This window comes from Pelagicoccus enzymogenes (assembly GCF_014803405.1).
Classification (GTDB): domain Bacteria; phylum Verrucomicrobiota; class Verrucomicrobiia; order Opitutales; family Opitutaceae; genus Pelagicoccus; species Pelagicoccus enzymogenes.
Genome location: NZ_JACYFG010000007.1, coordinates 313,020 through 327,514 on the forward strand (window position 1 = coordinate 313,020; position 14,495 = coordinate 327,514).

Here is a 14,495-nt window from a genome sequence, read left to right on the forward strand (position 1 = left end):
GCCCTGCAAGGAAAATGCGGGTACTGTAAAGCGGTCGCGGGCTAGAGCATTGCAATACGCGAGCTACAGCTCGGTGCTGAAGAAGGTGCGGATGTTTTTGACGGCGTACTTGGTGAGCACGTTGCCCTTGCTGCCGCGGCCCTTCACCATGAGCTCGCCGAGATCGAAGTCGAACTCCTTCACGCGAGCGCTGCAGGTCGGGGTGAGCCGCACCTTGATAGGCTTGGTCTTGCCGTCTGGATTGGCTTTGAAGTAGTGCACTTTCGAGCCCTTGGTCCCTTTGGTCAGGTCGTATTCCTTGTCGCGAGTCACTGCATTGACGATGAAGCGCTTCACGTACGAGGCCCCGCGTGGGCCGTCGCGGTAGACCATGTCGTAGATGGTCTCCTCGTCGCCTTTCTTCCAGAGGTCGACGTGTATGATGTCCTTGCCCATGAAAACCTTGTCGGCGGCTCGGGAGACGCGGAAGGTTCCGTCCGAGCAAAAGGCGATGAGCTCGTCGAACTGGGAGGCCTCGCATAGGAATTCGTCCTTCTTGAGGGAGAAGCCGATGAAGCCGTCTTCGCGGTTGACGTAGAGCTTTTGGGTGGGAAGCGCGACTTCGGCTGCCTTGATCGTCTCGAAATTGTCGATACGGGTGCGGCGCTCGCGACCCTTGCCATACTTTTCCTTGAGCCCCTCGAAGTAGGCGGTGGCGAACTTGGTCAGCGACTTCAAGTTTCGCTTGGTCGCTCGCATCTCCTTCTCGGTCTTTTTGATCTCCTCGTTTGCCTTGAAGGAGTTGAACTTGGAGATGCGCTTGATGCGGATCTCGGTGAGGCGGGTGACATCCTCGTCTGTGACTTCGCGTTTGAGCTGGGACTTGAATGGATCGAGTCCCTTATGGATCTCCGAAATGACGGCGTCCCAAGTCTCGCATTCTTCGATGCGACGGTAGATACGCTCCTCGATGAAGATGCGTTCGAGGGAGTCGAAGTGCCACTTCTCCTCGAGCTCAGCTAGCTTGATCTCAAGCTCTCGTTTGAGCAGGCCCTTGACGTTCTCGGCGCTGCGGCGGAGAATCTCGCTGACGCCGATGAATTGCGGTGTATCATCCTGGATGATACAGGCGTTGGGAGCGATAGATACTTGGCAGTCCGTGAAAAGGTAGAGCGCGTCGATCGCGTCGTCGGCCTCGGTGCCTGGCGGCAGGGTGATGATGATCTCAGCTTTGTCAGAGGTGTTGTCCTCGATCTTCTTGATCTTAATCTTTCCCTTGGAATTGGCGGAAATGATCGAATCGATTAGCGAGCCAGTTGTGCAACCATAGGGAATCTCGCGAATGGCTAGCTGGTACTTGGAAAGCTTTTCGAAGACGGCGCGTACCAAGACGCGCCCACCGCGGAGTCCGTCGTTGTAGTTGGAGAAGTCTGCGGTTCCTCCGGTTTCGAAATCTGGATACAGCTCGAACTCTTCCTTGTTCAGGTAGGCGATCGCTGCATCGATGATTTCGTTGAAGTTGTGGGGAAGTATTTTACAGGCGAGGCCTACGGCGATGCCTTCGGCTCCCTCGGAAAGGAGTAGCGGGAACTTAACAGGAAGATTGGTCGGTTCCTTGTTGCGGCCATCGTAGGAGAGTTGCCACACGGTGGTCTTGGGATTGAAGACGACTTCGCGGGCGAAGGGCGAGAGGCGAGCTTCGATGTAACGAGCGGCCGCCGCTCCGTCCCCGGTAAGGGTGTTGCCCCAGTTACCCTGGGTGTCGATGAGCAGGTTGCGCTGGCCCATGCCCACCATGGCGGAGTAGATGGAGGCGTCTCCGTGCGGATGGTAGCGCATGGAGTGGCCGACGACGTTGGCCACTTTGTTGTAGCGGCCGTCGTCGAGCTCCTTGAGGGAGTGCATGATACGGCGTTGCACCGGTTTGAGTCCGTCGAGGAGGGCGGGTACGGCACGATCGAGAATGACGTAGGAGGCGTATTCAAGGAACCAGTTCTGATAGGAAGTGGCGAGTGGAGCCTTGGTATTGCCGGACTTCTCCTCTGTTTCGGCGGAGACTATCTCGGTGGATTCGTCCTCTGGTTCGTTGTCGAAGTCTAGTTGGTCTTGGGTGTCGTCGGACATTCTTTGGAAAGGAGGGTGGTGGTAGGTGATTGGGCTGTGGATTCGCGACCAAGGTCGCTCCTACCTGAATCTAGCTCGCTTCGGCCGTCTCGATGACGTCCTTCTCAACGTGGAGGTTATCGATGATGAACTCTTGGCGTTGCGGGGTGTTCTTGCCCATGTAGAAGGTGAGCAGGTCGTCGATGTTGTGGAGGTGCGCCATGGTTACGGGATCGAGTTTCATGTCCGGTCCGATAAAGGTCGCGAACTCGTCGGGAGAAGCTTCCCCGAGTCCCTTAAATCGGGTGATTTCCGCAGCTTTGCCGAGGTTTTGCAGGGCCCGGTCCTTCTCTTGTTCGTTGTAGCAGTACACCGTTTTCTTCTTGTTGCGAACGCGGAAAAGCGGCGTTTGCAAGATGTAGAGGTGCCCTTGGCGAATGAGGTCGGGAAAAAACTGCAGGAAGAAGGTGAGCAGCAGCATGCGGATGTGCATGCCGTCCACGTCGGCGTCGGTGGCGATGACGACCTTGTTGTAGCGCAAGGTATCGAGTCCGTCCTCGATATCGAGGGCGGACTGCAGGCAGTTGAACTCGTCGTTTTGGTAGACGATCTTCTTGCTCAGGCCGAAGGCGTTGAGCGGCTTGCCCTTGAGGGAGAAGACGGCCTGGGTGTTGACGTCCCGGGTCTTGGTGATGGAGCCGCCCGCGGAGTCGCCCTCCACGATGAAGAGAGTGGCTTCCTCGGCTTGCTTGTGCTTGGTGTTGAAGTGGGCGCGGCAGTCGCGGAGCTTCTTGTTGTGCAGGTTTACCTTTTTGGCCTTTTCGCGGGCCAGCTTGCGGATGCCGGAGAGCTCCTTGCGCTCCTTTTCGGAGGCGACGATCTTTTGCTGGATCGCCTTAGCGGTTTCCGGGTAGCGGTGCAGGTGGTCGTCGAGCTCCTTCTTGATGAAGGTATTGACGAAGTTGCGGATGGACTGGCCTTTGGGGGCGACGTTTTGCGAGCCGAGCTTGGTCTTGGTTTGTGACTCGAAGACAGGCTCTTGGACGCGTATGGAAATGGCGGATACGATTGAGGTGCGGATGTCGGCCGGATCGTAGTTCTTGTTGAAGAACTCGCGAACCGTTTTGACGATGGCCTCGCGGAAGGCGGCCTGGTGGGTGCCGCCCATGGTCGTGTGCTGGCCGTTTACGAAGGAGAAATACTCTTCGCCATAGTGGGTGCCGTGGGTGATGGCCACTTCGATGTCCTCACCCTTAAGGTGGATGATGGGGTAGAGAATGTCGCCGGAGAGGTTGTCCTGGAGCAGGTCCTTGAGGCCGTTCTCGGACTTGAAGGTCTCGCCGTTGAGGCTGAGAGTGAGGCCGGTGTTGAGGTAGGCGTAGTTCCAGAGCATGGCCTCGACGTATTCGAGGCGATACTTGAAATTCTTGAAGACGGTTCCGTCGGGAACGAACTCGACGTAGGTGCCGTCCTTTTCATCCGTTTTGACTTTGCGGCTTTCCTCGACCAGTTCCCCGAGCTCGAAGGTGGCTCGCTTCGTCTTGCCGTCGCGGAAGGCGGCGGCGGTAAAGGTCTGGGACAGGAAGTTGACGGCTTTGGTACCGACTCCGTTGAGGCCGACCGACTTCTGGAAGGTCTCGCTGTCGTACTTGGCGCCGGTGTTGATTTCGGAAACGCAGTCGACGACTTTGCCGAGTGGGATGCCGCGGCCGTAGTCGCGGACTGTGACGACGTCGTCTTGTATGGTGATGTCGATACGCTTGCCGTGTCCGGAAGTGTGCTCGTCGATCGAGTTGTCGATGATCTCTTTGATCAGTACGTAAATGCCGTCGTCAGGAGAGGAGCCGTCTCCGAGCTTGCCGATATACATGCCTGGTCTCAGGCGGATGTGTTCGCGGGGGCTAAGGGACTTGATGCTCGACTCGGTGTAGTTCGATTCTGCCATCGCGGCAGATAGGAACGGGAGGGTCCCGCAAGTTCAAGCGAGAATTCGGAGATTTTTTCGGGGAATCCTCCGAGGCGTCCGCAGGGGTTTCTAGCGCTTCAGGCGCTTCACCATGGGGATCTCGCTCTCTTCGTTCTGATCGATCGAACAGGCGGATCCGGCGTCGAATTGGAATCCTTGGCTAAGGTAGAAGCCGACTGCGGAGCCGGTCGGCTCGGTGCAGACGAAGAGTTGCTTGGCGCCGGCGGCCTTGGCGGAATCCTCCAGTTCGAAGTAAAGGGAGCGGGCAATTCCGCTGAGCCGGTATTCGGCGCTAACGTACATGGCGATGATCTGGTCCACGCCCTCGCGAATGCCGTGCTTGATGATGGCGATGCCTGTCAGTGTCTCGCCATCGAAGGCTCCAAATGCTTCGGCTCCCTCCTTTAGTTCGCTTCTCCACCACACCAAGAGCTTTTTCCAAATGGCTGGGTCGGTGGAAATTTCGATCGAATCGTCATAGGCTTCGAGCTCGTCGCCAGCAGTGCGATACATGGTGTCGACGCTTTCGGAACGGTCGATTTCGTAGACCTTCTCCAGGTCGCTGCTCGAGAGTTTCTTGAATTCGATATCGAACATATGGGGAATCCGGCACAGAAGATGCGGCTCGGTCGGTGCTTGCAAGCAGATTAACCTAACGGTAACGCAGGCCTATGATTCTTCAGGTAGAAGACGAGTTCAGCGACGTTTTGAGCAAGGCCCAGAAGGGGCAAGGGATCAGCACGGAGGCTTTGGCCGAGCGAGTCGGGGTATCGGAAAACGCGATCCGGGCGGCCCGACGGGGAGAGTTCGACCCTGAGGTGGTCGAGGCTTTGGGCAAAGGCTTGGGCTTGAACGTGGAGGCATTGCTTCAGTTGGGAAGGGGCGAGTGGAAGCCGGAACCGGTTGCCCAACTCCAAGGTTTCGCCATGGCCAGCACCCCGTTTTACGACTGGCAGGTAAACGCTTTCGCCGTCTGGGACGAAAGGATCAAGCAGGCCATCGTTTTCGACACGGGAACCCGGGCGGATCCGCTCCTCGAGCTTCTGGATTCCAAAAAGCTGGAGATGCATGCCCTCGTGCTGACGCATTCGCATTGGGACCATGTGGATGCGGCGGAGGACCTGCTTGACCGTTGGCCGGCGGCCCGCGCCTTCTTGAACGGCAAGGAAGGCAGCGTTTCGGTTCCTACCGATTCCATTGCCGATGGCTTCGAGATCGAGGTGGGCAGGCTTCGGGTGCGAGGCTTCGATACTCCGGGCCACACCGAAGGTGGGATGAGCTTCGCCGTCGGCGGACTGGGGCGTGAACTGGCGATAGTGGGAGACGCATTGTTCGCCGGGTCCATGGGTGGGGCGAACGTTTCGTACGCGGCGGGCTTGAGGTCCTTGCGACGGATTTTGGAGCTGCCGGAAGACACTGTCCTGGCGCCGGGACATGGTCCATTGACCACGGTCGGGCAGGAGCGTCGCATGAACTGTTTCGCCGCTTTTTAAAGACCTGGATCGAGTCGGGCTGGCTTGATGGCGCGGTTCGTCCTTGCCTTGGAAATCGGTGGAAACCTAGATACGCGCATGTCAGACGCAAAGCGTACACCTCTTTACGATTTCAACGTTGCCCACGGCGGGCGTATGGTAGACTTCGCAGGCTGGGAAATGCCGGTGCAGTACGCCAGCATCGTGGAGGAGCACAAGGCGACTCGGACAGCGGCTGGACTGTTTGACGTCAGCCACATGGGCGAAGCGACGGTGGAAGGACCGGGGGCCGAGGCCTTTCTGAACTACGTCCTCACCAACGACGTATCCAGCATGGAAGACGGGAAGGCGCTCTACAGCTTGATGTGCCACCCGAGCGGCGGAGTTGTGGACGACCTGCTCGTTTACCGGAAAAAGGAAGGTTCCTACTTGCTTTGCTTGAACGCCTCGAATGTGGACAAGGACTTGGCATGGCTGAGCGAAAAGGCGGAAGCTTTCGACGTGTCGCTGGTGGATGTTTCGGATCAATACGGGCTAATCGCCCTGCAGGGGCCGCGAACCTTTGGCATTCTCGACGAACTGAGCTCGGTGGACCTCTCGAACTTGGGCTACTATCGTTTCGTGGAAGGCGAAATCGGGGGAGTGCCCTGCATCGTGAGCCGTACTGGCTACACGGGCGAAGTGGGAGTGGAGCTCTTCGTGGCGGCGGAGCGCGCGGCCGAGCTGGCGGAGACGCTGCTGGATGCAGGCGCTTCCAAGGGATTGGTTCTTGCTGGATTGGGCGCCCGAGACAGTTTGCGTCTGGAGGCGGGGTATTCACTTTACGGACACGAGATCGACGACGAAGTCGGGCCGGTGGAGGCGAATTTGATGTGGACCGTGAGCCTCAAGAAAGAGGGAGATTTTATCGGCAGGTCCGCAATCGAAGCAAAGAAGGCCCAAGGGGCAGACAAGAAAGTTGTTTTCTTCAAGACAGGCGGACGGCGCATCGCTCGCCCAGGAACGGAAATCGTCTTGGACGGGGCCAAAGTGGGAACGGTGGTTTCCGGAACCTTTTCGCCAATCCTCAACGAGGCGATCGGTTCCGCTTTGGTTGATGCCTCTGCGGCGAAATCCGAGGCGCTCGCGGTTGACCTCCGCGGAAAGGTATTTCCCATCGAGCGCACGCGACCCCCGTTTTTGCCGCTCAATCCGCAAGCCTGATTTCTGGATTTGAAACTTGTCGGCAGGCAGTTCGCTGTCGATGATGCGGCACTTCGATTCGCACCTTCTCTAATTTTCTTAAAACACCTGACTTTCGAAAATGAGCATCCCAGCAGACCTCAAGTACACTAAAGACCACGAATGGCTAAAGCTCCTCGAAGGAGACGAGGCGATCATCGGGATCACGGACTTTGCCCAAAACAGCTTGGGCGATATCACTTTCGTGGAGGTACCGGAAGTGGGTGACAGCTTCGAGGCCGGCGAAAGCTTCGGCGTGGTCGAGTCTGTCAAGGCGGCCTCGGACCTCTACATGCCGGTGGACGCGGAAGTGGTCGAGGTGAACGAGGATTTGCAAGATTCTCCGGAGAGCGTGAACAACTCGCCCTACGAGAACGGGTGGATCCTGAAAATCAAGCTTACGAATCCGGATGCGCTCGAAGCGTTGCTGGACGCTGCGGCCTACGAGGAGATTGCCAAGGACTAGAAGCGTCTCTTACGAAAAATTTTATGAGCCCGAAATAAATCGTTCCGGGCTTTTTTTTTTGGCTCAATCGCAAGGATGTTTCACTTTTTGAATACGAAGGTTTGCGAGAGCTGAATTTTTACGGGCTTTCGGTTTTGGGTAGGGGGCTCGAATCGCCATTGAGCGATGGCGTCCTGCGCCGCGAGCAGCATCAAAACGTCGGGATCGCCGTCTGTCTGGCTGAGCACGGGAATTCTCACCTGTCCAGCTTCGTCGACGTAGAAGGTGAATACGGCGCGCGAACCATCATACTTTTCGATTAGCTCCTCGGGAACGCTAGGCGGTTCTTGGGAAATCGGATAAGGCGGCGTATCGAGATCCTTGATACTTGATAGTCCACTGTAGCGGGAGCCGTAGCCGGTCAAGTCGTTAAAGCGGCGATTGAGGGCGCTTGCCACGGAAGTCATGCTAACGACGTTCCCTTCGGAGCGGAACTGGATTCCCAGTTCCGTGACGATGGACTTGTTCTCGCCGTTTAGGTAGGGGGCGGTGAACCTCCAGTCCTCGATCACGCGCTCGAGAGATTGGGTGAAGGCAGGGTGGGAGGACTCCAGTACGAGCCAGTCGCGCAGCTCGCCCGCATAGTCGATATCGAGGGCAACTCTCACTTGGCCCTCCAAGTAGCCTTCTTCCTCTAGGGATTGGGGAAAATGGGGTAGCTTCAGTACTTTGAATTGCAGATCGAGTCCGGGGTACTTCGAAAACGGTTGCCCGGGGTTCCCGCTGGTGGAGGGGACGGTGGCTGCTAGAAGCAGGCAGGCGTGCAGAAATGTCTTCGCCAATTTCATCTTATTCCTTTGGGTCGAGGGTTGATCGAATGTAACTGGGCCCAATAGGTCTACGCCGTTGCGGCGGCTGCTACTTCAGCTCATCGCTCCCCAAAATCGAAAATCGGCGCGGGGTAGGTCCGGCTACCTTCCTGGGAGGCGGCTGTCCTTTTTCTTGAAGCGAAACGGTTGGGCAGCTCTGGCCACCACGGGACGATTGTCTCGCATCGGGGGTTCGAACTTCCATTGCAGCAGGGCTTCCTGGGCAATGAGGAGAAGACGTTCGTCCACGAGGTCGTCCGCTTCCCTGAGGGTAGGGATGCGAACGTTGCCTTCGGTATCGATGTAGAACTGGAACACCGCGTTTACGACGTTGCGTTCCTCAAGCATCTCGTCGTGGAAGCTCGGCTTTGCAATGTAGCTGGGGATAGGGATGCTGTCCAATTCGTCCAAGGTGTAGACGCGATAGCTTTCCGAATCGCGCTTTATGAGCTGGCTTCCCGGTAGAAGCGGTTCGTATCCAATTGTCTCGTACACGACGCCGTTGCCGCGTTCGAAGTTGATCCTTATCTTGCTCGCGATGGCGGCAACTTCCCCGTCGACGCGGGGTACGGAAAAGCGCCAGTCTGGAATGGCTTTCTCCGCGGCCTTCGCGAAATCGATGTGGCTCGCTTCGACGAGGAGGAAATCTTCCAGTTCCCCGAATTGGTTGATGAAGATTGCGAAGGTAGCGTTTCCTTCCATGAAGCCTCTCAGCTTCAGCGAATTTGGAAAGATGGGGTCTTTGGTCTGGGTGATTTGGAACTCCAGCTGGGCCTGCGAATCGGCTCGGTAGCGAACGATTTCCTGCTCGGGTTCAGCCAAGAGGCCGGCTTGCAAAAGCAGCAGGATACAGAGCAATGCGTTCTTCGGATGGCGATTCATTGAGTTGCTGGACTAGACTTACTCCAAGGAACGGGAGAACCCTTCAAGGCATATTTTCTGAAGGGTTGCCTCTGTCGCTAGGGTATGTGAGTGTGCTGTCAGCGCGTTTTACCTTTCAGCGCCCCAAACAAGATGGACGATGTCCGAAGACGATCATATCGATAAACTAATGCAACGGTGGCACGACCGTTTCCGGCCGGACGAGGACCTTGCGGCCCGAGTGCGGGCGAGAGCGGAGCGTCCCGCAAGCAAAGGGACTGCCTTGGAGTGGATAGGCAACGCGCTCTCGCGGCCCGGGCTCGCAGCGGGCTTCGCGGCTTTGTTCGTGCTCGCGGGAATGGGATTGTCGCAATTCGTGCCGCTCGCTGGCAAGGACCCGGGTGAGCAGCTCACTTTCAGTTATCGCTTGTCGATCGATCCGATCTATCGCTTGCAGGCGATGACGGGGGCGGAACAATTCGCGAGCGAGGGAATCGGACCAGGAAGCGGGAAGTCTCCGGTGGCGCCGGTTCTCCTAGCTGGCCTGGGCTGGTTGCAGGGCGAACTCGATTTGACCGAGCCCCAGTACCGGCAGGTGAGCGCCTTGCACAGCAACTACGAGGTAGCCTTCGACGAATTGTTTGCCGAACTAGTGGAGAGCCATCGCAGGTTCAGGGCCTTCGACCGCAAGCGAATGAAGAACGACGTGGTCGACTACTTCGAGTTGTACGAATTGCTCCAGTCTCAAAAACGCTTGAGCGAGCAGTCGGCCCGCTTAACGGCGGAGTTGTTGGGCAAGGTCGAAGCTGTGATCGAGCCTTCCCAGAAAGCTCGTTATCGCAAGCTGTTGCAGTCTCTCTATCCGGATGGCTCCTTGGGGAGCGAAGGGTCAACTGATGCGTAGCGCTGGGGCATACGATCAGGAGTTGATGCGGGACCTTTTGCAAGGGTCGCCCGAGGCGTTGGAGCGGATCATAGAGAAGTGGGAGCGGCCCCTGTACGCTTTCATCTACCGCTACACGCAGAACGAGTTCGCGACGCGTGACATCGTGCAAGAGACCTTCGTGCGCGTCTTTACCAAGCGCAAGAAGTACAATTTCAGCTATCCCTTTTCTTCCTGGGTTTTCACGATTGCGGCCAACCTTTGCAAGAACCGGGCACGTTGGAGGAAGCGGCATCCTGAGACTTCCTTAGAGGGGGAGGAGTCCAAGAAAGAGGGTTTTGGGAGGTCGCTCCTGGAGGTCTTGCCCGCGGAGGACGAGCTTCCGATCGACGCGATGGAGCGAGACGAAGACTTGCGCGCGCTCAAGCGCGCGGTGGCTGAGTTGCCTCACGACCTGCGAACAGCGGTCTTGCTGCACCACTACCAGGAGTTGAGCTACAAAGAGATTTCGGAGGTGGTGGGCTGCTCGGTTCGAGGCGTGGAAACGCGGCTCTACCGAGCTCGCAAGCTGCTGAAGCTCCACTTGGACGAGAGCTTGGGCCGGGACGGAAATACTCAAAAAAAAACGGCCCAGCCTAGGGCTGGAGCCGTACGGAAAACGTATTCCACCGCTACTTGTTCGCTCAGTGGGTAGGGCTGAAGCCCAGTCGCACTTTCTTTCTCAACACGATGCATTCTGCCTCAACCTGCGTTTGGGTGGTGAAGACGCGCTTCTTTAGGGAATTGTCGCGGTTGCCTTCGTTCAGTAGCTTGGCGACGCTCTCCTCCTCGATGCGTACACGCGACTCGTCGGAGCATCTGCCTCGGAAGTAGAAGCGGAAGCAGAGGCCGTGAGAGTGCGGAGCCGCTTCAATCTTCAGTTCCTCGAGCCGGCGGCAGTACCCAGCGATGAGCGTGAGGTCGTCCGCGAATTCGACCAGCTTGAGAGGAGCGGTCTCGTCCAGGTTCGACTTGATCGTTTCTTGCTCGATGCGATTGGTGAAGCCGTAGGACAGTCCGATGCTAGGAAGTCTCTCGGCGGCCCAGGCTTTGAGCGCATGAGCGGCTGAAAGACTCGCGATACGGGTGGCGTTAGCGTAGCGTTCGTGTTCGTCCAGAAAAAGCTCCAGGGTTTGGTCTATCGATTCTGGAGCTTCGATTGAGAGTCGATCGGCGAGTCCGCGCAAGACTCGGCCGAGCGGCACTGAGTCCAGCTTGGGGCTGGATGAGGTGAGGGAGGCGAAGCCTCCGGGTTTTGGCAAGTCGACTATCATTGATGTAGCTTAGGTTGGAAAATCGACGCTTCGTCGCTGGGGGCTGCTCATGGCGCAACTGCCTAGAACAAGGCCGATCCACGACGCGGTCGTACCTTCTAGTAACGGCATTCGTAGCGGTAAAACGGTGCCGCTCAGGTTTGAAAAAAGCGCTAATTCGATCCTTCCCGGGGTAATCTGAGTGTAAAAGCGTAGCGGATACGGGGAAAGGCACCCGAGAACTGGGAGGGATGGCATTTGCTCTGCGGAAAGCGCTCAGCGCGTTTGTTGAACGCCCCTAAGAGAATGGAAAAGGATAGGCTGCTTTGCGGGGCTTTTGGCCCGCGGTGACAGCGTCGTTTCAAGTTGCTGTTTTTGAGGCCGGGGGAGGGCCTGCCGTGACGGAATCGTGTGGTTTGTGACGGAAATAAGGCGGGAACGTTAAGAAACGGCGCAGACGCCTTGGCTCGGTTGACAGGGCGAAACAGCCCGACCAGCACATGGGCTTTTCTATCTTATCTTATTCTGCAACGAACATGAGAACATCATCATCGATAACATTTAGAGGCCTCTGGCAGTTCCTCGCTGTATTGTGCGTGGGGGCTACCGTAGCGTACTCGCAAAACGCGAAAATCGTTGGTCGAGTAACTGACGAATACGTTGATCTCGCTCTGGGAGGAGCTCTAGTGCAAGTCGTCAACAGCGACCTGAAGTCCTACACGGACGACCAAGGCAACTTTGTTTTGGCAAACGTTCCAGCTGGAGAAAAAATGCTTCGCGTATCCTATCTTGGATACGACGCAACGGAGACCTACGTCGAAGTTCCCGCTAGCGGAACTGTTCGCGCCGACGTTAAGTTTTCCAGTGGAGAAATCGTTGAGTTGGATTCGTTCAGGGTCGAGGGTACCCTGGTGGGCTCCGCTCGCGCCTTGAACCGTCAGAGAGCTGCCGATTCCCTTAGCAACATCGTTGCTTCGGACGAGATTGGCAACTTCCCCGACCAGAACGCTGCCGAGTCCTTGCAGCGTGTTCCCGGTGTTGCGCTCTATCGCGACCAAGGCGAAGGCCGCTACGTCGTTTTGCGTGGCCTGAACTATACCTTTACCTCCGTCGAGTTGGATGGCGCCGCTTTCGCTGGAGCCGACCTCGGTGAGCGAGCGACAGCGTTGGACGTTGTCTCTTCTGACATGCTTTCCTCAATCGAAGTTACCAAGGTTCCGACCCCGGATATGGATGCGGAAGGAATTGCCGGTAAGGTGAACATCAAAACGAAGAGTCCATTCGACGGTGACGTTTTTGGAGCTCAGGCCGGCCTGCAGATGACCTATTCCGACATCACCGGAGACTGGAGCCACAAGTTCAATGGAGAAACCTCTTGGATCTCGGACAACGGCAAGTGGGGCTTCTTGGTCGCTCCGTCTTTCCAGAGCCGCGAGTATGGCTCCCACAACTACGAAGTCGCGGATGCATGGGATCAGGACGACGACATTGGGCCACACTACTTTCCAGCCGAAGTTCAGTTCCGCGAGTACGAGATCAAGCGCGAGCGCAAGGGATTGACTGCCACTATCGAAACGCGTCCAGACGACGAGACGAAGGTGTATGTAAGAACAAACTACAGCAACTTCACGGATACGGAAAACCGTTATCGTACCATTATTCCATTCGAGGACGGAGAGCTCACCGCGCTCGCTGCTGGAGCTGGAACGGTAGAAAATGTCGAGGGTCTGGCCCGTCGCCTGCGCCAACGCGAAAAGGATCAGGAAGTCTTTGGCGCAATCGTTGGATTTGAAAAGCTGATCGACAGCTGGACGCTCGATGGCTTCGCTGGGCTCTCCAAGGGAGAGGAAACGCGTCCCAATGAAACCTCGACTCGTTTCGAGCGTGAGGAGGGCGACGTAAGTTTCGAATACAGCTTCACCAATCCATACGACTTCGCAGTCACTCAGATCGCTGGCCCAAGCATTTTGGAAGCGGGTACATACGACGCGTTCGATAAGGTCGAGCTCACCAACGAGTCCGGAGAAGAAGACTCTCTCGACCTAGCCCTCAACGCACGCTACGATTTCTCAGGAGACAACCGTGCCTACGTCAAGTTCGGACTCCGTATGCGTACCAAGGAGAAGAGCAGCGAGGCGGAACTGATCGAGTACGAGGATGGCCCGGATTCGTTTTCCTTCGCGAACTTGCAGGGTGCGATCACTGACTATCCCTTCTTGAAGGCTCCGCGCATCGACCCTGCCAAGGTAAACGCCGCGTTTTTCGGCAGCGAAGATTCCTTCGAATCCTCCCGGAGCGTTGAAGACAGCGTATTCGACGACTGGAATTCGGAAGAAGACATCTTCGCCGTTTACGGAATGGCTGGCTGGTCAGCCGGAAAGTCTAGCTTCATCGCCGGCGCTCGTTTCGAGCAAACGGACTTCGAGACGCGTGGCTTCGAGTATATCGAAGATTCCGATGCAGGCACTCCAATTATGGAGAGCCGAGACTACGACAACTTCCTCCCAAGCTTCCAGTACCGCTACGACGCTTCCGAGAATCTCGTTTATCGCGCCTCTTGGTCCAACTCCTTGGCTCGCCCAGGATTTGGGGACACCGCTTTCCGTCGCCTTATCAATGATGACGGCGATGAAATGGAGATCGGTAATCCTTATCTGGAAACCTTGGAATCGACTAACTGGGACGCTTCTGTCGAGTACTACCTGCCATCGCTAGGCGTCGTGTCGGCCGCTGTCTTCGTCAAGGATATCGAGAATTTCTCCTTTGAGCAGAGCTACAACAGCGAAGACGACCCTGAGTACTTTGAGCGTTTCTGGAACGAAAACCCATCACTTACTGGTATCGAGGAAATAACTACGTTTAGTAACGGAAGCGACGGCGATATCAAGGGACTGGAACTGGCCTACCAGCAGCAGCTCGGCATCTTTGGCGACGCGTTCGAAGCGTTCGGACTGATGGCAAACATTACGTTCCTTGACAGTGACGCGACTTACCCAACCCGCGAAGGAGAGGAAATTCCCTTCATCGGTCAGTCCGATACGGTAGGAAATCTCGCCTTCACTTACGAGCAAGGCAAGTTCTTCGGTCGCGTCGCCATGAACTGGCGCAGCGAGCGTTTGCGTGAAGACGAAGCCATCGGTGGCAATGCCTTCGAGGACCTCTACGTCGACGACTTCAGCCAGGTCGACGTAACCTTCCGTTACCGCGCTACGGACAATTGGACCTTCTACACCGAAATCCTCAACATCACGGACGAGCCATTCCGCGTGTTCCTCAAGTCGCCCAACGGTGGCCCTGATCGCAACGGCCAAGTGGAGGAGTATGGTTGGAGTTCGAACATCGGCTTCCGCTGGCACTACTAGCCGGCAGCTGCTTGTTCAACCGTTTCGTTTAAAATTGCCGCC

12 protein-coding genes are annotated in these 14,495 nt (G+C 56.8%); 6 read left to right on the plus strand and 6 right to left on the minus strand.

Features of this window, described 5'->3' with window-relative positions:
• Positions 1–63: 63 nt before the first annotated feature.
• The 3 genes from IEN85_RS07295 to IEN85_RS07305 form a co-directional block, all read right to left on the minus strand.
• Positions 64–2,103 (minus strand): DNA gyrase/topoisomerase IV subunit A, encoded by a 2,040-nt coding sequence (locus IEN85_RS07295; protein WP_191616426.1) that lies wholly within the window; start codon positions 2,101–2,103, stop codon positions 64–66.
• A 70-nt stretch (positions 2,104–2,173) separates the two neighbouring features.
• Positions 2,174–4,027 (minus strand): DNA topoisomerase IV subunit B, encoded by a 1,854-nt coding sequence (locus tag IEN85_RS07300; protein ID WP_191616427.1) that lies wholly within the window; start codon positions 4,025–4,027, stop codon positions 2,174–2,176.
• A gap of 90 nt (positions 4,028–4,117) precedes the next feature.
• Positions 4,118–4,645, minus strand: coding sequence for a GNAT family N-acetyltransferase (locus tag IEN85_RS07305; RefSeq protein WP_191616428.1), 528 nt, complete (start codon positions 4,643–4,645; stop codon positions 4,118–4,120).
• A 74-nt stretch (positions 4,646–4,719) separates the two neighbouring features.
• Here IEN85_RS07305 and IEN85_RS07310 point away from each other — a divergent pair, with 74 nt between their 5' ends.
• The 3 genes from IEN85_RS07310 (at position 4,720) to gcvH (ending at position 7,207) form a co-directional block, all read left to right on the plus strand.
• Positions 4,720–5,541, plus strand: a complete 822-nt coding sequence (locus IEN85_RS07310; RefSeq protein ID WP_191616429.1) for an MBL fold metallo-hydrolase — start codon at positions 4,720–4,722, stop codon at positions 5,539–5,541.
• 78 nt (positions 5,542–5,619) lie between these two features.
• Complete coding sequence (gene gcvT / locus IEN85_RS07315) at positions 5,620–6,723, plus strand: glycine cleavage system aminomethyltransferase GcvT (protein ID WP_191616430.1); 1,104 nt, start codon at positions 5,620–5,622, stop codon at positions 6,721–6,723.
• Between the two features lie 100 nt (positions 6,724–6,823).
• Positions 6,824–7,207 (plus strand): glycine cleavage system protein GcvH, encoded by a 384-nt coding sequence (gene gcvH / locus IEN85_RS07320; RefSeq protein ID WP_191616431.1) that lies wholly within the window; start codon positions 6,824–6,826, stop codon positions 7,205–7,207.
• Positions 7,208–7,287: 80 nt separating this feature from the next.
• On the opposite strand, the gene IEN85_RS07325 is transcribed toward gcvH, so the two are convergent.
• Together IEN85_RS07325 and IEN85_RS07330 are read right to left on the minus strand one after the other, a co-directional pair.
• Positions 7,288–8,034, minus strand: coding sequence for an energy transducer TonB (locus IEN85_RS07325; RefSeq protein ID WP_191616432.1), 747 nt, complete (start codon positions 8,032–8,034; stop codon positions 7,288–7,290).
• Positions 8,035–8,157: 123 nt separating this feature from the next.
• On the minus strand, positions 8,158–8,937 hold the full coding sequence (locus tag IEN85_RS07330; protein ID WP_191616433.1) for an energy transducer TonB: 780 nt from the start codon (positions 8,935–8,937) through the stop codon (positions 8,158–8,160).
• A gap of 139 nt (positions 8,938–9,076) precedes the next feature.
• On the opposite strand from IEN85_RS07330, the gene IEN85_RS07335 reads away from it, so the two are divergent.
• Together IEN85_RS07335 and IEN85_RS07340 are read left to right on the plus strand one after the other, a co-directional pair.
• The gene (locus tag IEN85_RS07335) at positions 9,077–9,820 is read left to right on the plus strand and encodes a hypothetical protein (protein WP_191616434.1); all 744 of its coding nucleotides are present in this window, start codon (positions 9,077–9,079) and stop codon (positions 9,818–9,820) included.
• Positions 9,813–10,493: an RNA polymerase sigma factor gene (locus tag IEN85_RS07340; RefSeq protein WP_191616435.1), complete on the plus strand. Its 681-nt coding sequence runs from the start codon at positions 9,813–9,815 to the stop codon at positions 10,491–10,493. The genes IEN85_RS07335 and IEN85_RS07340 overlap by 8 nt, the downstream gene beginning before the upstream one ends.
• On the opposite strand, the gene IEN85_RS07345 is transcribed toward IEN85_RS07340, so the two are convergent.
• Positions 10,483–11,112, minus strand: coding sequence for a hypothetical protein (locus IEN85_RS07345; protein ID WP_191616436.1), 630 nt, complete (start codon positions 11,110–11,112; stop codon positions 10,483–10,485). The genes IEN85_RS07340 and IEN85_RS07345 overlap by 11 nt on opposite strands.
• A 515-nt stretch (positions 11,113–11,627) precedes the next feature.
• On the opposite strand from IEN85_RS07345, the gene IEN85_RS07350 reads away from it, so the two are divergent.
• Entirely contained in the window at positions 11,628–14,453 is a 2,826-nt protein-coding gene (locus IEN85_RS07350) for a TonB-dependent receptor (RefSeq protein ID WP_191616437.1), read from the plus strand.
• Positions 14,454–14,495 lie beyond the last annotated feature (42 nt).